Below are 22,734 nucleotides of genomic sequence, written 5' to 3'. Positions count from 1 at the left end.
ATGGCCGCAAAGACCGCGAAAAAGGTTGACTTGCCGCGACTGGCGGCCGCCCTGCCCGACTTCCCGTTCGCGTACCTCATCACCGTCGACGACAGCTACCGCGCGCACACCGTGACGGTCGAACCGGTGCTGCGGGATCAGCGGGTCCTGGAGGTCGGGCTGATCGGCGGCGGCACCCGCGCCAACCTGGCCCGCCGCGCCGAGGTCACGCTGATCTGGCCGCCGACCGAACCCGGCGGCTACTCGCTGATCGTCGACGGCCGGGCCGAGATCAGCGAGGGCGCCGAGCCCGACACTGTCCACTGCGACGTCGTGCCCACCCGCGCCCTGCTGCACCGCAACGCCGACTCCCCGTCCGCCGCCCAGGGATGCCTGCACGACTGCGTCGTGTTCAGCCTTCCGGTCGCATGAGCCGCGTCGAACCGCTCGCGCCGCCGTGGAGCGACGAGGACGCCGCGGGCATCGAAAGCTGGGGCCACCCGGACCGGACCTACGAGCCATTGCTGCTGGTGCGCTGCCTGCAACGCCACCCGGCGCTGGCCACCCGGCTGCGCAAGCTCGGCGAAACCCTCTACGTGGCAGCGCTGTTGGCGCCCCGGACCCGCACCATCGCGATACTGCGCTGCTGTGCCCTGGTGGGATGCGCCTACGAGTGGGGCGGACAAGCGGCGTTCTGGGGCCCGCTCGCGGGAGTCAGCGACGAGGAGTGCGACGCCCTGGTCACCGGCGGGCCGCAGGACGCGCGGTGGAGCCCCGACGAGCGCGCGCTGATCGAGGCGGTGGACGAACTGGAGCGCAGCGGTTCGTGGTCGGAGCCGACCTGGGCAGCGCTGGGGAGCTTCCTCGACGACGAACAACGGATCGAGTTGCTCACCGCGGTGGGCTGGTACCGCACCATCTGCACGCTGTGCAACGCGCTGGCGCTGCCGGTCGAAGGCTGGATGCGACGCTGGCCGTCAACCCCGGTCTCGTCGTAGACCGGGATGCCGGCTCTTCAACAAGGGCAGCAGCAACCGTCGCGGCATGAACTGGACCAACCGGGTGCTCACCTGGTTGGGTAGTCCGGCGATGACCATTGCCTCGTCGGCGTCGAGGGCGTCCACCCCGATGCGTGCGACAGTCCGCGACGGGATCCACAGGAACTTGGGGAACGCGTCGGCGAAGGTCCGTTCGTCCATTCCCGCGCTGGTCAGGAACTCGGTGCGCACCGGGCCCGGGCACAGCAGCATGACCGTGACACCGGTGCCGGCGAGTTCCGCGCGCAGACCTTCGGTGTAGGACTTCACGAACGCCTTGGTGGCGGCGTAGCCGAGCTGGCCGGGAAACGGGTGAAACCCCGCGGTGGATCCCACGTTGAGGATCGCGCCGCCCCCGCGCGGCACCATCTGCTGGACCGCGCGCGTGCACAGGTCGATGACTGCCTCGACGTTGACCCGGACCTGGGCGATCTCTTTGTCCACGTCGGTCTTGGTCACCGAGCCGATGGTGCCCAGGCCGGCATTGTTGACCAGGACGTCGACGGTCAGTCCGCGCCGGCCGACCTCGTCCAGTAGCTCGGCGCGGGCGCCGGAGTCCGCGACGTCGCAGGCGAGGACCTCGACACGAACGCTGCCGGAGAGCTCGTCGGCCAGCTCGCGCAACCGGTCTTCGCGGCGGGCCACGAGCGTGACGCCGTGGCCGCGGCGGGCCAGTTCGCGGGCGATGTCGGCGCCGATTCCCGACGAGGCGCCGGTGACGACGGCGGTACTGGTCCGGGAGGGAGTCGGGAGCGCCACGTCTTTGAACCTACCGTCGTAGGACGCCGATCTTCGCATCGCTGATTACGCTGTGATCAATCGAAGGAGCGGCGCGTGATCACTCTGGATCGCCTGGTGAACGTCCTGGGCAGTTACGGGGTGCGGTTGCGGTGGTCGTCGATTCCCCGCTCGACCGAACTGCGCAACGTCGTGATCCACGAAGCCACCCCGCGCGGCCCGGTGACCGGCGACGTACTCCTGGCCGTCGGTGCCGCGTCGTTCGAGGAAGCGATGCGGTGGGCCGCTTCGGCGCACGCGGTCGTGACGTTGCTGCGCGGCCCGGCGGACCCGGCCACAGTCCACGGCGAAGGCGAGGTGGGCGCGGTGCTGCTGGTCGACGAGGCGCTGTCCTGGAGCGAGTTGGCCGCGGTGGTCTACGGGCTGGTGTTGGAGGGTCGCGAGACCGAGGCCGGGCGCGGCCCGACCGATCTGTTCGCCCTCACCGACAGCCTGGCCGACGCGATCGGTGGTGCCGTGGTCATCCACGACCGGCTGATGCAGGTGCTGGCGTACTCCCGACAGCAGCAGCACGCCGATTCCGCGCGGGTGCAGACCATCCTGGCCCGGCAGACCCCGGAGCGGCTACGGGCCTTCTACGAAGCCGACGGCGTCTTCACGCACCTGGCGGTCTCCGACGAACCGCTGTTCATTCCCGAGGATGCCGAGCACGGCGTGACGGGCCGCATGGTGGTGGCCGTGCGTTCCGGCCGCGAACTGATGGGGTCGGTGTGGGTGGCGTGTTCTCTACCGCTGGACGGGGCCGCACGCGTTGCCCTGGTCGACAGCGCCCACACGGTGGCCGTCCATCTGCTGCGGTCGCGTGCAAGTGCCGACCTCGAGCGCCAGGTGGAGTCCGAGCTGGTGATCCGGCTGTTGGAGAGCACCGCCGACGCGGCCACCGTGATCAGCCGGCTGGGGTTGCCGCGCTGTCCCCTGCGGGTGATCGCGCTCCAGGCGTGCATCGGTGCGGACCGCGATGCCGTGCTGCTGCTGGCGTTCGAGCGTGCCACGGCGGGATTCGGCTGGTCACGACCGGGCCGCAGTGCGCTGGTAGGCAGCACCGTCTACACGTTGCTGCCGGGCGACGAGCCGGAAGCCGCCCAGCAATGGGTCGCCGGGCTGCGGGCCGCGCTTCCCGAAGGAGTGACAGTGGTGGCCGGCATCAGTGGCGCCGCCGAGCCCGCCGATCTTGCCGCCGCCCGGCAGGAAGCCGACGAGTGCCTGGCGCTACACGAGGCCTCTGCCCTGTCCACCATCCCGGTTTACGACCAATGCTGGGACGACATACTGCTGCAGCGGCTGCGCACCGCGTCGCGTTCCGGCCGGCTGCCCGGCCGGGGTCCCGTCGCGGAGCTGCGCCGCCACGACGACGCCACCGGAACCGACTACGTGGCGACGCTGCGGGCATGGTTGGCGGCCCAGGGTGACCCGGCCGCCGCCGGCGAGCGCCTGGGAGTGCACGAGAACACCGTGCGGTACCGGATGCGCAAGATGGCCGAGGTCACCGACCTGGCGTTGGACGACGCCGACAAGAGGCTCGCGATGATGATCCAACTCGCGGCGACCGACCTCGGCTGACGCTTTTCGTCCTGTCGGGCCGCGACAACGCGAGCTGGCGCGGTTGTGCGGCTGGGTCAATGCTCACCAGGGCTGTTCGGGGAATCCTGGTATTACGGCCGAAGTTTCGCGGCCCACCGACAGGAGACCACCGATGACCCGCCAGCATACCGATCCGCGGCAGCGGTCGGATGACAGCGCCGCGATGGAAACCTTCACCCTGCAGGCGCCGCACTGGTTGTTCGTGCTGTTCAACCGCAACCCGCTGATTCGCAGGAGCGATCGGCTCGAAGCCCTCGTGGCGGTGCTGACCGTCGTGCTGGCGCTGCTGGCGATTCCGGTGGCAGGCGCCATCGGTACGGCGGTCTATGACTCACGTAGCCAGTTCCACGCCGCGCAGGCGCAGCAGCGGACCGAGGTCACCGCGACCGTGATCGACATGCCCGCGCGCAGCGATCTCACCCAGGTGCACGCCCGATGGTTCGCGGCCGGGGCCGAACACACCGGCGTCGTGCAGGCGCGCACGGCACCGGAACCGGGCGAGACGATCGAGATCTCGGTGAATCCGGACGGCACCTACGCGGGTGGGCCGCCGATGTCCGCCGCGCGTGAGGCGGTGTTCGTGGCCTTGGCGGTCTGGCTGAATGCGACGGTCGTCGCGGCGCTGATCTTCGTCGGCGCTCGAAAACTGCTCACCCGATCTCGCCACGACAACTGGCGACCTGAACTGGCGGACGTGACCGGCGAAGGCCGCGGGCACGTCAGCCGATCCTGACCAGCCAGGGATCTCCGGACCGGGCCCGGCAACGGGCTACCCCAGTCGCCGGGGGCGGTTGCTGAACTCTGCCCGCCCCTGGCGACGACATTCTCCAACTGAAGGGAAACGAAAATGACTCTCGCACAAGATGTTTCGCCCGCCTCGGGTGATGTCGCGAAGAGCGGAATGGTGCTGACCATTCGCTACGACGCGTCCGGTGAAACCGAAACCTTTTTGCTGGGCCGGCGTTTCGGCAAGAACGCCGACATCCCGGTCTACTCGACCCTGTCTCCGCTGGGTCACGCAATCGCCGGCGCACGTCCCGGCGAACAGCGCGTCTACGTGATGCCGCACGAGCGGCGCCCGGTCCACATCACCCTGTTGCGGGCCGTGCCGTACCAACAGCATTCGAAAGGATGGAACTGAACATGACCACCGCGCAACGGGTGTGGATCTCCAAGCACGCCTACGACCGCCTGCAGAAGGAGCTGGCCGCGCTACGTGAGTCGCGCATCGACGCCGACACCGACGGCGGCAGCGCGGAAGCCCACGCCGACGAACAGCAGCGGCAGACGCGTATCCAGCAGATCCACGACCTGCTCACCGATGTCACCGTGGGACAGGATCCCCCCGACGACGGAATCGCCGAACCGGGCATGGTGCTGACCGTCCGATTCGACGACACCGGTTCGGTCGAGACGTTCCTGCTGGGGGTGCGCAGCGCCGAACACGGCGACATCGAGGTCTACTCCAATCAGGCACCGCTGGGCGCCGCCCTCGAAGGCGCCCGCCCCGGGGAACGGCGCACCTATCGACTGCCCAACGGCACCGAAGTGACCGTCACATTGCTCAACGCGGTGCCCTACGGCATCCACATCGCAGCCGGAAAGGAAGAGAAGTGACCACCCGACGCCGTATCGCGGTGCTACTCGGAAGCGTCCTCGCCGCCGTCGCGCTGGCCTTCACGCTCGTCCAACCGGCGCGCGCCCACACCACCCCGGTGGCGACCGAGGCGCCACCGAACCTGCCACCGCTGATCACGTACTACGGCGCGATCGCCTACAGCCACGACGGCTCCAACGGCACCGCACGCCGTCACCTGTCCAAACTCGGCGCGCAGCAGCAAGCTCTGGAACGGTGCGGGGCCGGCAACTGCACAGTGGTCAGCACCTTCACCCGCTGCGGCGCGGTGGCCCACGACGGCACCACGTATCACGGCGGCATCGGCCTCAACCGCCCTATGGCCGAAGCCCATGCTCTGGACCGGCTCGGGGGTGGCTGGGTCGTCGACTGGGCCTGTAACTAAACCCGGTCCCAGACCCGGTGTTCGCCGAGACTCTCGATGAGCGACTCGACCAGGGCCGCCGGGTCCGAGCCGGCGAACACCCCGGCCGCTTCGGTCGGAACCCCTGCCAAAGCAACCAGATCGGCGCCTTGCGGCAGCACCGCGAGCGCCTTCTGGTGCCGATAGGCCTCGTCCACCATGATCCGCGCTTTCGCCAGGGTCGGTGATCCCGCGACGACGACGGCGTCGAACTCCACCGAACGCCCAGTGTCATAGGTGCGCGAAATGGGCACGCTGGGGCCGTCATGTTCGAGAGTCCCACCGTGGGGGGCCACCACGAGCGGAATCAATTTCGCCGCGACGACGGCGCCCAGCGCTGCCGCGACGTCACCGATGTCAGAGTCTGCACCGGTGATGATGCCGATCTGGCGTCCTTGGACGGGCCAACGTTGACCGACCTGCGCCACCGCGGGACTGGTCAGCGCGGGCTCGACGGGCGCAGCGGTCGGGCCCGGCGCCTCGAGTCCCAGACCGGCGGCGACCGTTTCGCACAGTTGCGCATCGACGTTCGCCAGTACCCCGAGGTAGCGCTGCTTGATCACCTTCTCGTAGCACTTGCCGAGTTCGAAGATGTACGCATCGGCCACATGTTCCTGTTCGACCGGCGTCAGACTGCGGTAGAACATCGTGGCCTGGGTGAAGTGATCCTCGAACGACGCAGGGACGGCACGAGTCTTCGTCGACTCCGGGACAACGGTAGGCACATCTATCAGGGCGCCGCTCGTCACGCCGGCCAGGAACGGGCAGCCGCCGTCGAGCGAGTTGGGGCGGTAGGGCGCAACGCCGGGATGCACGCCGTCCTGATGGAATCCGTCCCGCAACATGTCGTTGACCGGCGCGTGCGGACGGTTGATCGGGATCTGGGCGAAATTGGGTCCCGCCAGCCTCGAAAGTTGGGTGTCGAGGTAGGAGAACAGCCTCGCCTGCAACAGCGGGTCGTCGGTGACGTCGATACCGGGCACCAGATGCCCCGGATGGAAGGCCACCTGCTCGGTCTCGGCGAAGAAGTTGGTCACGTTGCGGTTGAGCTCAAATGTGCCGATCACCTGCACCGGGGCCACTTCCTCCGGCACCAGCTTGGTCGCGTCGAGCAGATCGATGCCCTCGAACATCTGCTCGGGGTTGTCCGGGAACACCTGCACCCCGAGGTCCCACTCGGGATAGGCGCCCTTTTCGATGTTGTCGGCGAGGTCGCGGCGGTGGAAATCGGGGTCCACCCCGGCGGCGAGTTGGGCCTCTTCCCACATCAATGAATGCACACCCAGGCGCGGCTTCATATGGAACTTCACCAGTGACGTCCGGCCGTCTTCGGCTATCAGGCGGAAGGTGTTGACGCCGAAGCCCTCCATCATCCGGTACGAGCGCGGGATCGCGCGGTCAGACATCTGCCAGATGGTGTGATGGGTGGCTTCGGTATGCAGACCGACGAAGTCCCAGAAGGTGTCGTGCGCCGATTGTTCCTGCGGGATTCCCCGGTCCGGGTGGGGCTTGGCCGCGTGGATGATGTCGGGGAACTTGATCCCTTCCTGAATGAAGAACACCGGGATGTTGTTGCCGACCAGATCCCAGGTGCCCTCGCCGGTGTAGAACTTGATCGCGAACCCGCGGGTATCGCGCAGGGTGTCAGGTGCGCCGAGCGATCCGGTGACGGTGGAGAAGCGGATGAAGATGTCGGTCTCGACGCCGGATTTGAGGAAGTGCGCTCTGCAAATCTGTTCGGCTGCGCCGTTGGCACGGAACACGCCGTGCGCGGCCGAGCCGCGCGCATGCACCACTCGTTCCGGGATGCGCTCGTGGTCGAAGTGCATGATCTTCTCGCGCAAATGGTGATCCTGCAGGAGCGTCGGCCCGCGTGGACCCGCCTTCAGCGCGTGATCGGTGTTGGACAACCGCGCCCCTTGGGCGGTGGTGAGGTACTCCCCTTGTTGTCCGCGCGCCGTCGGTGGGCCTGCCACAGGAGTGCCGGTGCCGGTGGCCAGCGTCGGCGAGGCCTGATCGGGCTTCGGCGGCAACGGGTCGCGAGGGTCGGTCGGTTCGTTTAACGACGGCTCCTGGGCACCGGGCGCGCCGGGTACATAGTCGGGCGGCTGCCCCGCCAAACCGGCGACCTCCTTGACCTTTTCTTTGACATCGTCGACGACGTCTTTGATGGTCTCCTTGGGTCCGCGACTGTCGGCCATCGTCACTCCTGGTCACTGCCCGGCATTCCGGTGAATGTCACTATGGGCGGTGCAGATACCCGAAACCTCGGCCTGCAAACGGCTCCAGCGTCGCGGGTTGAAGACGGCCGGACGTCGTTCCCGATCGAACCTCGCGTCGCGCGCCCGGAACCGGCGAATTAGTCTGCGCGCCAACGGTTCCCACGAAAAAGCCCGGCTCCACCGTGGGAGCCGGGCTTTCTCGTACCCAGGACTAGAAGTCCATACCGCCCATGCCACCGGTCGGGTCGCCCGCCGGAGCGGCCGCCTTCTCCGGCTTGTCGGCGACGACGGCCTCGGTGGTCAGGAACAGACCCGCGATGGACGCCGCGTTCTGCAGCGCGGAACGGGTCACCTTGACCGGGTCGGCGACGCCGGCCTTGAGCAGGTCCTCGTACTCACCGGTGGCGGCGTTCAGGCCGGTCCCGGCGTCGGAGTTGCGGACCTTCTCGGCCACCACACCGGGCTCCAGCCCGGAGTTGAAAGCGATCTGCTTCAGCGGAGCCTCGAGCGCGACGCGCACGATGTTGGCACCGGTCGCCTCGTCACCCTTGAGGTCCAGCTCGGCCAGGGCCGGAGCCGCCTGCAGCAGGGCCACGCCACCGCCGGCGACGATGCCCTCCTCGACGGCCGCCTTGGCGTTGCGGACGGCGTCCTCGATGCGGTGCTTGCGCTCCTTGAGCTCCACCTCGGTGGCAGCCCCGGCCTTGATCACCGCAACACCGCCGGCCAGCTTGGCCAGGCGCTCCTGCAGCTTCTCCCGGTCGTAGTCGGAGTCGCTGTTCTCGATCTCGGCGCGGATCTGGGCCACCCGGCCGGCGATGGCGTCGGAGTCACCGGCGCCCTCGACGATGGTGGTCTCGTCCTTGGTGATGACGACCTTGCGGGCCTTGCCCAGCAGCGAGATGTCGGCGTTCTCCAGGTTCAGGCCGACCTCTTCGCTGATGACCTGACCACCGGTGAGGATGGCCATGTCCTGCAGCATCGCCTTGCGGCGGTCACCGAAGCCCGGGGCCTTGACGGCGACGGACTTGAAGGTGCCACGGATCTTGTTGACGACCAGGGTGGACAGCGCCTCGCCCTCGACGTCCTCGGCGATGATCAGCAGCGGCTTGCCGCCCTGGATCACCTTCTCCAGCAACGGAAGCAGGTCCTTGACGGTTGAGACCTTGCTGGAAACCAGCAGGATGTAGGGGTCCTCCAGGACCGCTTCCTGACGCTCGGCGTCGGTGACGAAGTAGCCCGAGATGTAGCCCTTGTCGAACCGCATGCCCTCGGTGAGCTCGAGCTGCAGGCCGAAGGTGTTGGACTCCTCGACGGTGATGACGCCCTCGTTGCCGACCTTGTCCATCGCCTCGGCGATCAGGTCGCCGATCGACTGGTCGCCCGCGGAGATGCCCGCGGTGGCCGCGATCTGCTCCTTGGTCTCGACGTCCTTGGCTGAGTCGAGCAGGGTCTGGGTGACCTTCTCGACGGCCTTCTCGATGCCGCGCTTCAGACCCAGCGGGTTGGCGCCGGCGGCAACGTTGCGCAGGCCCTCCTTGACCAGCGCCTGCGCCAGCACGGTGGCCGTGGTGGTGCCGTCACCGGCGACGTCGTCGGTCTTCTTGGCGACTTCCTTGACCAGCTCGGCGCCGATCTTCTCGTACGGGTCCTCCAGCTCGATCTCCTTGGCGATGGACACACCATCGTTGGTGATCGTGGGAGCGCCCCACTTCTTCTCCAGGACGACGTTGCGGCCCTTGGGGCCCAACGTCACCTTTACCGCGTCGGCGAGGCTGTTCAGGCCCCGCTCGAGGCCGCGACGGGCCTCTTCGTCATACGCAATTGTCTTGGCCATTGCGAAGTGATTCCTCCGGATTGGGGATGGCTACGTTCGGGCCGGGCGCAGTGCCCGCGACGGACGGCTGGGGTTGCTCCCCGCTGACGCGGACCCCTGGCCTCACCGTCCCGACCTAGCACTCGCCGGTCGCGAGTGCCAACGTCATTCTTAGCACTCGCCTATGCCGAGTGCAAGAAAATGACGGGCGGTCGCGTCTCGGACTCGATGTCGGTCTGGGTATGTTCGGGGCCATGGCTTCCGACGGCAACAACGACCGCAACTGGGCCGCCGCCGACATCCCCGACCAGACCGGGCGCACCGTCGTCGTCACCGGCGCCAATACCGGTCTGGGCTACCACACCGCCGCGGCACTCGCGTCCCGCGGCGCGCACGTGGTGCTGGCGGTACGCAACCTGGAGAAGGGCAACGCCGCGCTGGCCGGCATCGTGGCCGGCAATCCCGGGGCGGACGTCACGCTGGCCGAACTCGACCTCGCCTCACTGGACTCGGTGCGCCGGTCCGCCGGGAAGTTGCGGGACAGCTACCCGCGGATCGACCTGCTGATCAACAACGCCGGGGTGATGTGGACACCCAAAGGAGTCACCGCCGACGGTTTCGAGCTGCAGTTCGGCACCAACCACCTCGGGCACTTCGCGTTCACCGGACTGCTGCTCGACCACCTGCTGTCGGTGCGCGGTTCCCGGGTGGTGACGGTCAGCAGCCTCGGTCACCGGATGCGGGCGGCGATCCATTTCGACGACCTGCAGTGGGAACGCAGCTACAGCCGCGTCGGCGCCTACGGACAGTCCAAGCTGGCCAACCTGCTGTTCACCTACGAACTGCAACGCCGGCTGGCCGCGGCGTCGGTGCCGACCGTAGCGGTCGCGGCACACCCCGGCGGGTCGGCGACCGAGCTGGCCCGCAACGTCCCGTGGTATCTGCAGCCGCTGCTGGTCCTGGGTCCGGTGTTGTTCCAGAGCGCCGAGAACGGCGCACTGCCGACGCTGCGGGCCGCCACCGACCCGGCGGTCGAGGGTGGGCAGTACTACGGCCCGGCCGGCTTCGCCGAGCAGCGCGGCCACCCGAAGCTCGTCCAGTCCAGCGCCCAGTCCCACGACCAGGATCTGCAGCGCCGGCTCTGGGCGGTCTCCGAAGAGCTCACCGGTGTCACGTTCCCGGTCTGAAATGCGCTCGGTCACCGAACATCAACGCATCGTGGCGGAGCTGATCCGGCCCCGACCCGCGGTCTCGGTTCCGCTAGCCGACGCGCTGGGGCTGGTGCTGGCCGCCGACGTGGTGGCGCCGCTGTCGCTGCCGGTGTTCGACAACTCCGCCATGGACGGCTACGCGGTGCGGGCCGAAGACACTGCCACCGCGACATCTGAACATCCGGTGGCGCTGCCGGTCGCCGAGGACATCCCGGCCGGGCGCACCGACGCGTTGGTGCTGGGGCCCGGCACCGCGCACCGGATCATGACCGGGGCACCGCTGCCCGCCGGAGCGACGGGCATCGTGCCGGTCGAGGACACCGACGGCGGCGTCGCATCGGTGCAGATCCGGCGGCCCGCCACACCCGGCAGACACATCCGCCGCGCCGGCGAAGACGTCGCCGCCGGAACCACCGTGCTGCAGGCCGGCCAGGTGGTGACCCCGGCCGCGCTCGGTCTGGTGGCGGCGCTGGGACTGGCCGAAGTGACGGTGACGCCGCGGCAACGGGTGCTGGTGATCTCCACCGGGTCGGAGTTGGTGCCGCCCGGTGCTGCCCTGCAACCCGGACAGATCTACGAGTCGAACGCGGTCATGCTGGCCGCCGCCGTGCGGGAGGCCGGCGCCGACGTGGTCAGCACCGAGACCGCCGGCGACGACGTCGCGCAGTTCAGTGCGGTGCTGGATCGCCACGCCGGGAACGCCGATCTGATCGTCACCAGCGGCGGTGTCAGCGCCGGCGCCTACGAGGTGGTCAAGGACGCGTTCGGGCGCGACGGCGACCAGGGTGTCGAGTTCGTCAAGGTGGCGATGCAGCCCGGCATGCCGCAGGGTGCCGGGCGGGTGGCCGGCACCACGATCGTCACGCTGCCCGGCAACCCGGTCAGCGCGCTGGTGTCGTTCGAGGTGTTCATCCGGCCGGCGTTGCGCGCGGCGACGGGCTTACCGGATCCGCTTCGCCCGCGCCGCGCCGCGGTCCTCACCGAGACCGTCACCTCACCGCGCGGCAAACGCCAATTCCGGCGCGCGGTGCTGGAGGGCGCGCAGGTCACCAGTTACGGTCCGCCGGCCTCGCACCACCTGCGCTGGCTGGCCACGGCCAACGGCCTGCTGGACATCCCGGAGGACGTGGTCGAAGTGCCTGCCGGCACCGAAGTGCAGGTCTGGGATCTGAGTTAGGCCGTCGAGCCGACCGGGTCCCGGTGGAACTCGTCGGCGACCTGGAAGGCCGTGGTCCCGGCGATCGCCAGCGCGGCCACCGTCAGCACGACCGGAATGGTGACCAGCGCAGCCGACAACCCCCACCACTGCGCCAGATGCCCGATCAACGGCGGCCCCAGCAGGTTGCCCACCCACCCGGTCGCGGCCACCAGTGCGATCGCCGACCCGCCGTTGCCGGCCGAATAGGCCGCGCTCAACGCCGTCGGCACCAACAACGCCACCCCGGCACCCAGGCAGGCGAAGCCCAGCACGCTGATCACCGGGTCGGCCGTCGCCAGCGTCACGCACATGGCGAGCGCGGCGAACACGGCCAGCGCCGGCAGCAACCGCCGGGCCGGGAGCCGCGAATGCAACCGGAGGGCGCCCAACCGCATCACCACCATCGCCAACGTGTAGGCCGCGTAGCTCAGCGCCGACAAGCCGGGACCGGCGCCCACGACGTCGTGCAGGTAGTTGGCTGACCAGTCGGTGGCGGCGCCCTCGCACAGGAAGGACGCGAACGCCACCGCCGCAAGCAGCGCCACGGTCTTGGTGAGCCGCGCCCGGCGGGGTTGCTGGCCGTCCTGGCAGGCGACGACGGCCGCGTCGGGGAAGAGGCGACGCGTGAACGGTCCCACCACCAGCAGCACGGCCAGTCCCAGCACGATCAGCTGCGGACCCAAACCGATACCGGCGCTGACGCAGAACGCGCCGATCACCGCTCCCAGCAGCGCGCCGACACTCCACATCCCGTGGAAGCGGGACATGATCGGCGCGCGCGCCAGCCGCTCCACCGTCCCGGCCTGGGTGTTCATTGCGACGTCCAGCCCGCCCTGGAAGGTCCCCCACAGCGCCAGCGTCACGAACAACCACGGCCCGGACGTCGCCAGCCCCACCGTCATGCCGGCCAGCGCGTAGCCGACCACCATCACCGGCACCAACCGCTGGCTGCCCCACCGGGGCAACGCCCAATGGCTGAACACCGTGGCCAGCACCGAACCCAGCGGCGCACCGAACAGGGCAGTGCCCAGCGCCGCGTCGGAGAGCCCCAGATCGTGCTTGACCTGCGGGATGTGCGCAGCCCACGACGAGAACACCACAGCGTGCGCGATGAACGTTGCGGTGACACCGACCTTCGCGCGGTGCAATCGGGACGCGCGCGGATCATCCGTCGAAATCAGGGGGACTCCTCGAAGAAGGCTCGTGAATTCAAAGCGTTCCCGTTCCGGAGCCGAACGAACCGCGATGCCCGCGCGCCCTTCCGTAAGATGACCCGCGTGGCAAGACGCCCTGGCTCCGCCGACGGTCCCGCACACCTGCTCGAGTTGGTGCGCGACACCATTCCGCCGATCCACCCCGCCGGGCTGCCGTTCGTCGCGACCGGGCTGGCCGTGGCGGCGTCCGGATACCGGCACCGGTGGCTGCGCCGCACGGGGCTGCTGGCGGCCGGGGCCTGCGCGGGCTTCTTCCGGCACCCGTCCCGGGTGCCACCGACCCGGGACGGTGTCGTCGTCGCACCCGCCGACGGCACGGTCGCCCTGGTCGAGCACGCCCTCCCGCCCGCCGAACTGAGCATGGGTGACACTCCGCTGCCGCGGGTCAGCATCTTCCTGTCCATCCTGGACGTGCACGTGCAACGGGTCCCGATCAGCGGTGAGGTGATCGCCGTCCAGCACCGCCCCGGACGGTTCCTGTCCGCGGATCTCCCCGAGGCCAGCGAGGCCAACGAACGCACCAGCGTGCGGATTCGCACGGCCCAGGGCGCCGAGATCGTGGTGGTGCAGATCGCCGGGCTGGTCGCGCGGCGCATCGTGTGCAACGCCCACGTCGGCGACAAACTCGATATCGGCGAGACCTATGGGCTCATCCGGTTCGGCTCGCGGCTGGACACCTATCTGCCGCCGGGCGCCGAACCGCTGGTGCGGGTCGGCCAGCGCGCCACCGGCGGCGAGACCGTGCTGGCTGTGCTGGCATGATCAAGCCCCGCGTCCGGCGCAGCGAAGCCCTGCATCTGCTGCCCAGCGCGATGACGGTGCTGTCCATCTGCGCGGGCCTGACCTCCATCAAGTTCGCCCTCGACGACAACCCGATACCGGCGATGGCCCTTATCGCGGTGGCCGCCATCCTCGACGCCCTGGACGGCCGGGTGGCCCGCATCTTGGACGCTCAATCCCGGATGGGCGCGGAGATCGACTCGCTGGCCGACGCGGTGAATTTCGGGGTGGCGCCCGCACTGGTGGTCTACGTGACGCTGCTGGCGAAGTTCCCGATCGGGTGGCCGGTGGTGCTGCTCTACGCGGTGTGCGTGGTGCTGCGCCTGGCGCGCTACAACGCGCAGTTGGACGACGGCACCCTGCCCCCCTATGCGAAGGAATTCTTCGTCGGCATGCCGGCACCGGCGGGCGCGGTGTCCATGATCGGCACCATCGGCCTCAAGCTGCAGTTCGAACATGACGGCTGGTGGTCCAACCAGTGGGTGCTGGCCGCCTGGATCACCGGGACGTCGCTGCTGATGGTCAGCGCGATCCCGATGAAGAAGGTGCACACCTTCGCCGTCTCGCCGAATCAGGCGGTGCTGGTGCTGGCGGTGGTGGCGCTGGTCGCGGCGGCCGCGGTGGTGTTCCCCTACATCCTGATCTGGGTGATCATCGTCTCCTACGTGTGCCACATCCCGTTCGCGGTGCGCAGCAAGCGCTGGCTGGCCAAACACCCCGAGGTCTGGGACGACAAACCCAAGCAGTGGCGGGCGGCGCAGCGTGCGACCCGCCGGGCACAGCCGAACCGCCGGTCGATGGCGCGGCTCGGGTTGCGCAAGCCGGGCAGGTGAGTTGAACAGTCCCAGGACGCAGCTCGCGCTCACGGCGCGGCTGAACACGGCTGCTGTCGACTCGCGCCGCGGCGTGGTCCGGTTGCATCCCAGCGCGATCGCCGCGCTGGGCATCCGAGAATGGGATGCGGTGTCGCTGACCGGATCCCGGACCACCGCGGCCGTCGCGGGCATGGCCTCCGGCGACATTCCCGTCGGCACCGTGCTGCTCGACGACGTCACGCTGTCCAATGCCGGGCTGCGCGAGGGCATCGAGGTGATCGTCGGCGCGGTCGTCGTCTACGGCGCCCGGACCGTGACGCTGAGCGGTTCGACACTGGCCACCCAGTCGCTGTCGTCGGCGACGCTGCGCCAAGCCCTGCTGGGCAAGGTGATGACGGTCGGAGACGCGGTATCGCTGTTGCCGCGGGACCTGGGCCCGGGCACCTCGACCTCGGCGGCCACCCAGGCACTGGCCTCCTCGGTCGGGATCAGCTGGACCTCCGAGCTGCTGACCGTCACCGGCGTCGACCCGGACGGGCCGGTCAGCGTCCAGCCCAACACGTTGGTCACCTGGGGGACGCTGCAGGCGCACCGCGCATCGGGGGTGGAACCGGCCACGGTGGTCGGCCCGGATATCCAGGTCGAGGAGCTCAAGGGCGCCCAGCCCCAGGCCGCCAAGCTGACCGAATGGCTCAAATTGGCCCTCGACGAGCCGCACCTGCTCAAGACCCTGGGCGCGGGCACCAATCTGGGTGTGCTGGTGTCCGGACCGGCCGGCGTGGGCAAGGTGACGCTGGTGCGCGCGGTGTGCGCCGGCCGGCGGCTGGTGGAAGTGGACGGCCCGGAGGTCGGCGCCCTGGCGGCCCAGGACCGGTTGCAGTCGGTCGCTGCGGCGGTGACGGCAGTGCGCGACGGCGGCGGCGTGCTGCTGATCACCGACGTCGATGCGTTGCTGCCGGAGACGGCCGAGCCGGTGGCCGCGCTGATCCTGGCCGAGCTGCGCACCGCGGTGGCCACCGACGGCGTCGCGTTGATCGCCACCTCCGCGCGCCCCGACCAGGTGGACCCGCGGCTGCGCTCGCCGGAACTGTGCGACCGCGAGCTGAGTCTGCCGCTGCCCGACACCGGCACCCGCAAAGCACTGCTGGAAGCACTGCTCAAAGAGGTGCCCACCGGTGACCTCGACTGTGACGAGATCGCCAGCCGCACACCGGGTTTCGTGGTGGCCGACCTGGCCGCACTGACGCGCGAGGCGGCACTGCGGGCGGCGGCGCGGGCCAGCGCCGACGGCGCGCCACCGAAGTTGAGCCAGCAGGACCTGCTCGGGGCGCTGACCGTCATCCGCCCGCTGTCCCGCTCGGCAAGCGAGGAAGTGAGCGTCGGCAGCGTGACGCTCGCCGACGTGGGCGACATGGCAGAGGCCAAGCAGGCATTGACCGAAGCGGTGCTGTGGCCGTTGCAGCACCCGGACACCTTTGCCCGGCTGGGCGTGGACCCGCCGCGCGGGGTGTTGCTGTACGGTCCCCCGGGTTGCGGCAAGACGTTCGTGGTGCGCGCGCTGGCCAGCACCGGGCAGCTCAGCGTGCACGCGGTCAAGGGGTCCGAGCTGATGGACAAATGGGTGGGGTCGTCGGAGAAGGCGGTCCGCGAATTATTCCGTAAGGCAAGGGATTCCGCGCCGTCGCTGGTGTTCCTCGACGAGGTGGACGCGCTGGCACCGCGGCGCGGTCAGAGCTTCGACTCCGGCGTCACCGACCGGGTGGTGGCCGCGCTGCTGACCGAGCTGGACGGCATCGACCCGTTGCGCGACGTCGTCGTGCTGGGCGCAACCAACCGTCCGGACCTGATCGACCCGGCACTGCTGCGGCCCGGGCGGCTGGAGCGGCGGGTGTTCGTCGAACCGCCCGACGCCGAGGCCCGCCGCGAAATCCTGCGCACCGCAGGCAAATCGGTCCCGCTGAGCTCCGACGTCGACCTGGACGCGGTGGCCGCCGAACTGGACGGGTACAGCGCCGCCGACTGCGTGGCCCTGTTGCGCGAAGCCGCTCTGACCGCGATGCGACGCTCCATCGACGCCGCCGACGTCACCGCCGCCGACCTGGCCGCCGCGCGCGAAAATGTGCGTCCGTCGCTGGACCCGCTGCAGGTGGAATCGCTGCGCGCGTTCGCCGAGGCCGGCTAGCCCGATTTCGCGCCGTCACTCCGACAGCTGGAACTCGATCATCGCGGTCACCGAGTCCACCGCTTCCAGCAGCGCGGCCAACCGATCGGCGCCCGAGGGCGCGGCCAACACCGCGTACCGGTCGGCCGGACCCATCGGGACGCGAGCCGCCAACGCGTACAACAGCTTTGCGTTGTCTCGTGGCGCGTCGCCGGGGTAGTCGAACAGCTCGTCGCGGTCCGGCACCTGCACTCCCCGCGCCGCGGCCACCCGATCGAACAGCGCCAGCACCCGGTCCTCGATGTCCCGGACCTGCGCGGCGGTCACCGGCAGCCCCGGTTCGTCGGGCCAAATCTCTACGCGGGCACGGGGATACGGATCATCGGGCAGCCACTCGCGCACCCGGATCCGTTCCCCGATCCGGCAGCGCAATGCGTACCGGCCCGAACCGCCGGCCACGTAATCGGTGATCCTGGCCAGGGTCCCGATGTCGCTGCGCGCATCGCCGCCACCGACCTCGCGGCCGCGGGAGATCAGCACCACGCCGAAGCGGGGATTCTCACTTTCCATGCAGTCACGTACCAGCGCGGAGTACCTCGGCTCGAAGATGCGCAGCGGCAGGATCTCGTCCGGTAGCAAGGCCGACTCGAGCGGAAACATCGGCATCTCGACCGGCTCACGATCCATCGCGCCTCACCCCCACCTCAGCATAGGCCGACGCCGTTCCCGGTCGCCCAACGTGTAACCACTGTCAAAATCAGGCCGAAATTTCGCAGCAGCGACACGCTCGGCGAACGTGCGAGTCCCGGCCGGCCACCGCCGGAGACTAGATCTCCAGTTCCGCCACCAGGGCGTCGACCACCGAGCGCAGGTCACCGTCGTGCTCTTCGGCCACCCGCCGCTGTCGCTGATACGACGCGCCGAGGCGCGGGATGTCGGCCACCGCGGCCAACTCTTCGGTGCAACGCAGTGACCTGGCGATCGGTTCGAGACGGGTCAGCACGTCGTCGAGGTCTTCGGTGACCAGCCGTTCGTTGCTGTCGGCATCCAGGATGATCACCGCGTCCAGGCCGTACCGGGCCGCGCGCCACTTGTTCTCCTGGACGTGCCAGGGCGGCATGCTCGCCAACGGCTCGTCGGCCTCCAGGCGGCGGTCCAAATCGACGATCAGGCAGTGCGTCAGCGCGACCAGTGCGCCCAACTCGCGCAGGTTGGACACGCCGTCGCAGATGCGCACCTCGATGGTGCCCAGATGCGGGGAAGGCCTTATGTCCCAACGGACTTCGTCGACGTGGTCGATGATGCCGGTCTTCTTCTGGTCGTAGACGAAGCCTTCGAACTCCTTCCAGGTCTGGAATTGGAACGGCAACCCCGCGGTCGGCAACTGCTGGAACATCATCGACCGGTTGCTCGCGTACCCGGTGTCCACGCCGCCCCACCACGGCGACGACGCCGACAACGCCAGCAGATGCGGGTACTGGTTGAGCAGCGACGAGATGATCGGCATCACCTTGTTCGGCGACGAAATCCCCACGTGCACATGCACACCCCAGATCAGCATCTGCCGCCCCCACCATTGGGTGCGTTTGATCAGCTCGGCGTAACGCGGTGCGTCGGTGAGCTTCTGACTCGACCACTGCGCGAAAGGATGGGTGCCCGCGCAGAACAACTCCATCCCGCGGTCGCGGACGATGCGCCGCGCCGGACCCAGCGTCTCGCGCAGATCCTGCATTGCCGCGGGGGCGTTTTCACAGATGCCGCTGACGATCTCGACGGTGTTGCGCAGCAATTCCTTGTGCACACGCGGGTTTTCGCCGATTTCGGCGATCACCGCGGTGGCCTCGTTGCTCAGATCCCGGGTCTCGGCGTCGACGAGGGCGAACTCCCATTCCACGCCCACCGTGGGCCGGGGCGAACGGGCGAAGTCGATCCGGTTGCGCGCCCGGCTGCGAGGCAGGCTAGCCGGCTCCGATGACACCGCACGCAACCCGCTTGCCGGCGTCACCGGTTTTCATCGTGGTCTCGTCGGGACCCGGTTGGCCGTTGACCTGGTAGCGGTTCGGGATGTTCATGAAGTTGTCCGGACCCTCGTGGATGATGATCGACGTCTTGCTGCCGGCGAGCAGGTCGTCCATGGTGAAGCCGTCGGTGGTGGTCACCAGCATCGCCGCGCCGTTCTTGCGCACCTGCAGCGACGTCAGGTCCCCGCTGGCGTGGCCGGTCGAGCCGGGCGCCGAAAAGTGCCCGCCGGCAGACATGAAGTCGCCGGTTTCCCCGCCGTCTGGGGCTTGCGAATTCGCTTCGCACTTGCCGACTTTGTGGATGTGCATGCCATGAAAGCCCGGTGCGAGCCCGCTGCTGCTGGTGGCCGTGACCGTCACGGTCGCATAGCCGTTGGCGAAGTCGAATTTAGCGGTGGCGATCTCCGCGCCGGTGGGGCCTTTGAGCACGGTGGTGATGGTCTGCCCGGACGGCGGCGCCTCGGAGGTGGCCGGCGCCGACTCGGCATGCCCGGAGGTCGACGGCGCGGGGGATCCGGTCCAGACCGACGGGGTGGTACCGGGTGTCGTCGACGGTTGCTGGGGCGACGAGCACGCGCTTACCAGCGCGACACAAGCGGCCGCGGACAGGACTGACATGGCGACTGTGGGACCGGCGAGCTTAGGCATAGCCGTGAGCCTAGCCTGGCAATGATCCGAACTCAGCCTCAACCCGTCACCAAAACGATGACGCCCGGCGGCAGCTCGGAAAGTTCGGGCGTGCGCTTTTCCACCGGCGCCGCCAACTTCTTGCCCACGGCGTCGGCGGTCGCCTTTTCGCTCTCTTCGCCGTAATAGACGGTCGTCACTGCGACATCGGCGGCGGTGAAGTTGGTGACGTCGGCCACTTTGAAACCGGCCGCTTTGAGCTCATCCCCCGTCCGTGCGGCGACGCCCTCCTTGCCCGAGATGTTGTACACCCGCACCTCGGCGTCGTTGGCGGCCGGCTTCGCGCTGGTCGACGACGGCGCCACGGGGCTGGACATGGTGGTGACCGACGACGACTCCTCCTCGGCCTTGCCCGACGAATCCAGAGCCTGCCAGCCGAGCAACAGGAAGATGACACCCAGGAAGAGCAACACCATCACCATGGCCCGCAGGGGAAGCCCCGAAGAGTCGGGTACGCGCTCGTTCATCGAAGCCACTGTAACCAGCGGACGGCCAGGAACCGCAAAACGGTCAGGTCACCTCGAAGCCCAGCCGCCGCGCGGCCCGGGCCTTCTGACGGCTGGCGCGCAACCGCCGCAACCGCTTCACCAACATCGGGTCGGCGGCTAGCGCTTCGGGCCGGTCCACCAGCGCGTTGAGCACCTGGTAGTAGCGCGTGGCCGACATCGAGAACAGCTCTCTGATGGCGTCTTCCTTCACCCCGGCGAACTTCCACCACTGGCGCTCGAAAGCCAAGATGTCGTGCTCGCGCCGGGTCAGCCCGTCGGCGATCTCCGAGTCGTCCCCCGCTCGATGTGCCCGCGCCATGGCGCTGTCCATATTGCTTCCCCTGGACCCTTCCGGCGAATGCTCGATTGCTCGAATGACTTTGACCTACATAGGGGCAATGTCGTGCGCGAATATTGAACCACGCCGCAAAGTGTTGCGCCGGAATCCACACCCGCGCGTCGGCCGAATTGCTGCGGATCGACAGGTCCCGATGCTGGTCACACCCTGTGACGGAGTCGACAGGGCGCACACCCGTGGCAGAATCGCCCCCCTTCTCCTCGGCCCGTTCCGGGCCGCATCGTCGGCGGGCCTAAGCTAGCCGACCATGGCAGTCGTACCCATTCGCATCGTGGGAGATCCGGTCCTGCACAATCCGACGACGCCAATTCCGGTCGGACCCGACGGATCGCTGCCGGCCGAGCTGCCCGAACTGATCAAGACCATGTACGACACGATGGACGCCGCTCACGGTGTCGGGCTGGCCGCCAATCAGATCGGCCACGGACTGCGGGTCTTCGTCTACGACTGTTCTGATGACCGTGGGCTGACCCAGCGCCGGCGTGGGGTGATCGTGAACCCGGTGCTGGAGACCTCGGAGATACCCGAGACCATGCCGTCGGCCGGCCACGACGACGACGAGGGCTGTCTCTCGGTGCCGGGTGAGTCCTTCCCGACCGGACGCGCGGACTGGGCACGGGTCACCGGTCTGGACGGCGAGGGCAAACCGGTCAGCGTCGAGGGCACCGGATTGTTCGCGCGGATGCTGCAGCACGAGACCGGGCATCTGGACGGATTCCTCTACCTGGACCGCCTCGTCGGCCGGCACGCACGGGCCGCCAAACGCGCGGTCAAATCGCACGGTTGGGGGGTGCCGGGATTGTCGTGGCTGCCCGGCGAGGGGCCCGACCCGTTCGGTCACTGATGGTGTCGTGGCCGGGCCTGGGAACACGGGTGGCGCTTCGCTACCGTCGGCCACCCGGATCGGTCCCGCCGCTGACCGACGCCATCGGGCACCTGGTGGCGGTCGACCCGACGTTGCGGTTGCGCACCAAAACCGGTGCGCTGGTCGAGGTCTCACCCGACGACGTGGTGGCGATGCGGGTACTGACCGACGCCCCGGTGCGCACCGCCGACATCCGCGCGCTGGAACGTACCGCTGCCGCGGAGCGGCCCGGCGCCGAGCAGACCTGGCTGGACGGCTGGCTGCTGCGCGCCGGCGACGGGATCGATCTGGCGACCAACTCTGCGGCACCCCTTGATATTTCGGCACACGAGAACACAATCCCGGAGATCCTCGAGTGGTACCGCCGCCGGCGGCTCACCCCGCGACTGGCCATCGCCGACCGGTTGCTGTCACCGCCGCCGGGCTGGGTCACCGAACGCACCGAACAGATCCTGGTCCGGGCCGAGGACCGGGCCTACCGGTGCGTGCCGGACAGTGAACCGACCGCACCGGCCGAAGCGCAGGGTTTCCGGCTGCACCACCGTCGTCGATACTTCCGCCCAGCCCAGAACTAGGAGACCTGCCATGCCGAACGGCACCACTGCGCGACTGCGCCTGGCCACCTGGAACGTCAACTCCATTCGCTCCCGGCTGGATCGGGTCCTCGACTGGCTCGCCCGCGCCGAGGTCGACGTGCTGGCCATGCAGGAGACCAAGTGCTCGGACACCCAGTTTCAGGCGCTGCCGTTCTACGAGATCGGTTACGAGGTGGCGCATGTCGGCTTCAACCAGTGGAACGGCGTGGCGATCGTGTCGCGGGTCGGGCTGGACGACGTGCAGGTCGGCTTCGAGGGCCAGCCCAGCTGGAGCAGCAAGCCCGACGTGGCCGCGGCAGCGGAAGCTCGCGCCATCGGCGCCACGTGCGGCGGCGTGCGGGTGTGGAGCCTGTACGTCCCCAACGGCCGTTCCCTGCGCGACCCGCACTACACCTACAAGTTGGATTGGCTTGCCGCGCTGCGCAATACGGCCGAAGGTTGGCTGCGAGACGAACCGTCCGCGCCGATCGCCCTGGTCGGTGACTGGAACATCGCACCCACCGACGAGGACGTGTGGAGCACCGATTTCTACCGGGGTTGCACGCACGTCTCCGAGCCCGAGCGCAACGCGTTCGACGCCATCGTCGACGCCCAATTCACCGATGTGGTAAGACCTTTCACCCCTGGGCCGGGGGTCTTCACGTACTGGGACTACACGCAATTGCGGTTCCCGAAGAAGCAGGGCATGCGCATCGACTTCATCCTGGGCTCCCCGGCACTGGCTGAGCGGGTGGTGGACGCACAGATCGTCCGCGAAGAGCGCAAGGGCAAGGCGCCCAGCGACCACGCGCCGGTGCTCGTCGACCTACGCCGGTGAGCGGCGCAGCCTCCAAGATTGCTGTGAATTCCATTGCTGATTCTGGTGAAC

Annotated in this window: 23 protein-coding genes and 1 pseudogene; 15 read left to right on the top strand and 9 right to left on the bottom strand. The window is 68.8% G+C overall.

The genetic code is table 11. The annotated features are described in order from the left end of the window. Both AC5Y47_RS14535 and AC5Y47_RS14530 read left to right on the top strand, forming a co-directional pair. The gene (locus AC5Y47_RS14535; RefSeq protein ID WP_499944700.1) at window positions 1-411 is read left to right on the top strand and encodes a pyridoxamine 5'-phosphate oxidase family protein; all 411 of its coding nucleotides are present in this window, start codon (window positions 1-3) and stop codon (window positions 409-411) included. Continuing rightward, the gene (locus AC5Y47_RS14530) at window positions 408-977 is read left to right on the top strand and encodes a carboxymuconolactone decarboxylase family protein (RefSeq protein ID WP_499944699.1); all 570 of its coding nucleotides are present in this window, start codon (window positions 408-410) and stop codon (window positions 975-977) included. The genes AC5Y47_RS14535 and AC5Y47_RS14530 overlap by 4 nt, the downstream gene beginning before the upstream one ends. On the opposite strand, the gene AC5Y47_RS14525 is transcribed toward AC5Y47_RS14530, so the two are convergent. Beyond that, window positions 957-1,775, bottom strand: coding sequence for an SDR family NAD(P)-dependent oxidoreductase (locus AC5Y47_RS14525; RefSeq protein ID WP_499944698.1), 819 nt, complete (start codon window positions 1,773-1,775; stop codon window positions 957-959). The two genes, AC5Y47_RS14530 and AC5Y47_RS14525, sit on opposite strands and share 21 nt — an antisense overlap. A 75-nt stretch (window positions 1,776-1,850) precedes the next feature. On the opposite strand from AC5Y47_RS14525, the gene AC5Y47_RS14520 reads away from it, so the two are divergent. The 5 genes from AC5Y47_RS14520 (at window position 1,851) to AC5Y47_RS14500 (ending at window position 5,416) form a co-directional block, all read left to right on the top strand. Further along, the gene (locus tag AC5Y47_RS14520; protein ID WP_499944697.1) at window positions 1,851-3,374 is read left to right on the top strand and encodes a PucR family transcriptional regulator; all 1,524 of its coding nucleotides are present in this window, start codon (window positions 1,851-1,853) and stop codon (window positions 3,372-3,374) included. Between the two features lie 43 nt (window positions 3,375-3,417). Beyond that, window positions 3,418-4,128 carry an Rv1733c family protein gene (locus AC5Y47_RS14515; protein ID WP_499944696.1) on the top strand — a complete coding sequence of 237 codons (711 nt, stop codon included), beginning with the start codon at window positions 3,418-3,420 and terminating at the stop codon, window positions 4,126-4,128. Between the two features lie 114 nt (window positions 4,129-4,242). Beyond that, complete coding sequence (locus AC5Y47_RS14510; RefSeq protein WP_499944695.1) at window positions 4,243-4,536, top strand: GreA/GreB family elongation factor; 294 nt, start codon at window positions 4,243-4,245, stop codon at window positions 4,534-4,536. 2 nt (window positions 4,537-4,538) lie between these two features. After that, window positions 4,539-5,012 (top strand): GreA/GreB family elongation factor, encoded by a 474-nt coding sequence (locus AC5Y47_RS14505; protein ID WP_499944779.1) that lies wholly within the window; start codon window positions 4,539-4,541, stop codon window positions 5,010-5,012. Beyond that, on the top strand, window positions 5,009-5,416 hold the full coding sequence (locus AC5Y47_RS14500; protein ID WP_499944694.1) for a DUF4189 domain-containing protein: 408 nt from the start codon (window positions 5,009-5,011) through the stop codon (window positions 5,414-5,416). Before AC5Y47_RS14505 ends, AC5Y47_RS14500 begins: the two co-directional genes overlap by 4 nt. Here AC5Y47_RS14500 and AC5Y47_RS14495 read toward each other — a convergent pair. Further along, the gene (locus AC5Y47_RS14495; RefSeq protein ID WP_499944693.1) at window positions 5,413-7,635 is read right to left on the bottom strand and encodes a catalase; all 2,223 of its coding nucleotides are present in this window, start codon (window positions 7,633-7,635) and stop codon (window positions 5,413-5,415) included. The two genes, AC5Y47_RS14500 and AC5Y47_RS14495, sit on opposite strands and share 4 nt — an antisense overlap. 232 nt (window positions 7,636-7,867) lie before the next feature. Continuing rightward, the gene (gene groL, locus AC5Y47_RS14490; RefSeq protein ID WP_499944692.1) at window positions 7,868-9,493 is read right to left on the bottom strand and encodes a chaperonin GroEL; all 1,626 of its coding nucleotides are present in this window, start codon (window positions 9,491-9,493) and stop codon (window positions 7,868-7,870) included. Window positions 9,494-9,726: 233 nt separating this feature from the next. On the opposite strand from groL, the gene AC5Y47_RS14485 reads away from it, so the two are divergent. Together AC5Y47_RS14485 and moeA are read left to right on the top strand one after the other, a co-directional pair. Beyond that, on the top strand, window positions 9,727-10,659 hold the full coding sequence (locus tag AC5Y47_RS14485) for an SDR family NAD(P)-dependent oxidoreductase (RefSeq protein WP_499944691.1): 933 nt from the start codon (window positions 9,727-9,729) through the stop codon (window positions 10,657-10,659). 1 nt (window position 10,660) lies between these two features. Next, the gene (moeA, locus tag AC5Y47_RS14480) at window positions 10,661-11,860 is read left to right on the top strand and encodes a molybdopterin molybdotransferase MoeA (protein ID WP_499944778.1); all 1,200 of its coding nucleotides are present in this window, start codon (window positions 10,661-10,663) and stop codon (window positions 11,858-11,860) included. Here moeA and AC5Y47_RS14475 read toward each other — a convergent pair. Continuing rightward, complete coding sequence (locus AC5Y47_RS14475) at window positions 11,857-13,029, bottom strand: MFS transporter (RefSeq protein ID WP_499944690.1); 1,173 nt, start codon at window positions 13,027-13,029, stop codon at window positions 11,857-11,859. The genes moeA and AC5Y47_RS14475 overlap by 4 nt on opposite strands. A gap of 129 nt (window positions 13,030-13,158) precedes the next feature. Here AC5Y47_RS14475 and AC5Y47_RS14470 point away from each other — a divergent pair, with 129 nt between their 5' ends. Genes AC5Y47_RS14470 through AC5Y47_RS14460 form a run of 3 tightly spaced genes read left to right on the top strand, consistent with a single transcriptional unit; the run spans window position 13,159 to window position 16,872 of the window. Then, on the top strand, window positions 13,159-13,857 hold the full coding sequence (locus AC5Y47_RS14470) for a phosphatidylserine decarboxylase (RefSeq protein WP_499944689.1): 699 nt from the start codon (window positions 13,159-13,161) through the stop codon (window positions 13,855-13,857). Further along, a complete protein-coding gene (gene pssA, locus AC5Y47_RS14465; RefSeq protein WP_499944688.1) occupies window positions 13,854-14,708 on the top strand; it encodes a CDP-diacylglycerol--serine O-phosphatidyltransferase in 855 nt (284 codons plus the stop codon). The genes AC5Y47_RS14470 and pssA overlap by 4 nt, the downstream gene beginning before the upstream one ends. A 1-nt stretch (window position 14,709) precedes the next feature. Then, entirely contained in the window at window positions 14,710-16,872 is a 2,163-nt protein-coding gene (locus tag AC5Y47_RS14460) for an AAA family ATPase (protein ID WP_499944687.1), read from the top strand. A 15-nt stretch (window positions 16,873-16,887) separates the two neighbouring features. Here the strand turns inward: AC5Y47_RS14460 and AC5Y47_RS14455 are convergent, their stop codons facing one another. The 5 genes from AC5Y47_RS14455 to napA all read right to left on the bottom strand — a co-directional run bounded on the left by AC5Y47_RS14455 (window position 16,888) and on the right by napA (window position 20,378). Then, window positions 16,888-17,538, bottom strand: coding sequence for an LON peptidase substrate-binding domain-containing protein (locus AC5Y47_RS14455; RefSeq protein ID WP_499944685.1), 651 nt, complete (start codon window positions 17,536-17,538; stop codon window positions 16,888-16,890). A 139-nt stretch (window positions 17,539-17,677) separates the two neighbouring features. Continuing rightward, window positions 17,678-18,808 (bottom strand): glutamate--cysteine ligase, encoded by a 1,131-nt coding sequence (locus tag AC5Y47_RS14450; RefSeq protein ID WP_499944777.1) that lies wholly within the window; start codon window positions 18,806-18,808, stop codon window positions 17,678-17,680. Window position 18,809: 1 nt separating this feature from the next. Further along, entirely contained in the window at window positions 18,810-19,520 is a 711-nt protein-coding gene (gene sodC, locus AC5Y47_RS14445; RefSeq protein ID WP_499944684.1) for a superoxide dismutase[Cu-Zn], read from the bottom strand. A 38-nt stretch (window positions 19,521-19,558) separates the two neighbouring features. Beyond that, window positions 19,559-20,026, bottom strand: a complete 468-nt coding sequence (locus AC5Y47_RS14440; protein WP_499944683.1) for a LytR C-terminal domain-containing protein — start codon at window positions 20,024-20,026, stop codon at window positions 19,559-19,561. A 43-nt stretch (window positions 20,027-20,069) separates the two neighbouring features. Then, window positions 20,070-20,378 (bottom strand): nucleoid-associated protein NapA, encoded by a 309-nt coding sequence (napA, locus tag AC5Y47_RS14435; protein ID WP_499944682.1) that lies wholly within the window; start codon window positions 20,376-20,378, stop codon window positions 20,070-20,072. 274 nt (window positions 20,379-20,652) lie between these two features. On the opposite strand from napA, the gene AC5Y47_RS14430 reads away from it, so the two are divergent. From AC5Y47_RS14430 to AC5Y47_RS14420, 3 genes and pseudogenes are all read left to right on the top strand, one after another. Continuing rightward, a complete protein-coding gene (locus AC5Y47_RS14430; protein WP_499944681.1) occupies window positions 20,653-21,249 on the top strand; it encodes a peptide deformylase in 597 nt (198 codons plus the stop codon). After that, window positions 21,249-21,818 (top strand): annotated as a pseudogene (locus tag AC5Y47_RS14425) (GNAT family N-acetyltransferase, cg3035/Rv0428c family); the annotation flags it as partial. The gene AC5Y47_RS14430 and the pseudogene AC5Y47_RS14425, both read left to right, overlap by 1 nt. A 61-nt stretch (window positions 21,819-21,879) precedes the next feature. Next, window positions 21,880-22,683 (top strand): exodeoxyribonuclease III, encoded by an 804-nt coding sequence (locus tag AC5Y47_RS14420; RefSeq protein WP_499944776.1) that lies wholly within the window; start codon window positions 21,880-21,882, stop codon window positions 22,681-22,683. Window positions 22,684-22,734 lie beyond the last annotated feature (51 nt).

The sequence above is a fragment of the Mycobacterium sp. NGS22 genome (assembly GCF_059813095.1).
The sequence above is the reverse complement of the archived record's forward strand: the minus strand, read 5'-3'. Positions and strand labels throughout refer to the sequence as shown.

Excerpts from the sequence above, each read along its gene's own strand:
- AC5Y47_RS14535 (WP_499944700.1), top strand. The coding sequence starts at position 1 with ATGGCCGCAAAGACCGCGAAAAAGGTTGACTTGCCGCGACTGGCGGCC.
- AC5Y47_RS14530 (WP_499944699.1), top strand. The coding sequence starts at position 408 with ATGAGCCGCGTCGAACCGCTCGCGCCGCCGTGGAGCGACGAGGACGCC.
- AC5Y47_RS14510 (WP_499944695.1), top strand. The coding sequence starts at position 4,243 with ATGACTCTCGCACAAGATGTTTCGCCCGCCTCGGGTGATGTCGCGAAG.
- AC5Y47_RS14505 (WP_499944779.1), top strand. The coding sequence starts at position 4,539 with ATGACCACCGCGCAACGGGTGTGGATCTCCAAGCACGCCTACGACCGC.
- AC5Y47_RS14495 (WP_499944693.1), bottom strand. The coding sequence starts at position 7,635 with ATGGCCGACAGTCGCGGACCCAAGGAGACCATCAAAGACGTCGTCGAC.
- groL (WP_499944692.1), bottom strand. The coding sequence starts at position 9,493 with ATGGCCAAGACAATTGCGTATGACGAAGAGGCCCGTCGCGGCCTCGAG.
- AC5Y47_RS14485 (WP_499944691.1), top strand. The coding sequence starts at position 9,727 with ATGGCTTCCGACGGCAACAACGACCGCAACTGGGCCGCCGCCGACATC.
- moeA (WP_499944778.1), top strand. The coding sequence starts at position 10,661 with ATGCGCTCGGTCACCGAACATCAACGCATCGTGGCGGAGCTGATCCGG.
- pssA (WP_499944688.1), top strand. The coding sequence starts at position 13,854 with ATGATCAAGCCCCGCGTCCGGCGCAGCGAAGCCCTGCATCTGCTGCCC.
- AC5Y47_RS14455 (WP_499944685.1), bottom strand. The coding sequence starts at position 17,538 with ATGGATCGTGAGCCGGTCGAGATGCCGATGTTTCCGCTCGAGTCGGCC.
- sodC (WP_499944684.1), bottom strand. The coding sequence starts at position 19,520 with ATGCCTAAGCTCGCCGGTCCCACAGTCGCCATGTCAGTCCTGTCCGCG.
- AC5Y47_RS14440 (WP_499944683.1), bottom strand. The coding sequence starts at position 20,026 with ATGAACGAGCGCGTACCCGACTCTTCGGGGCTTCCCCTGCGGGCCATG.
- napA (WP_499944682.1), bottom strand. The coding sequence starts at position 20,378 with ATGGACAGCGCCATGGCGCGGGCACATCGAGCGGGGGACGACTCGGAG.
- AC5Y47_RS14430 (WP_499944681.1), top strand. The coding sequence starts at position 20,653 with ATGGCAGTCGTACCCATTCGCATCGTGGGAGATCCGGTCCTGCACAAT.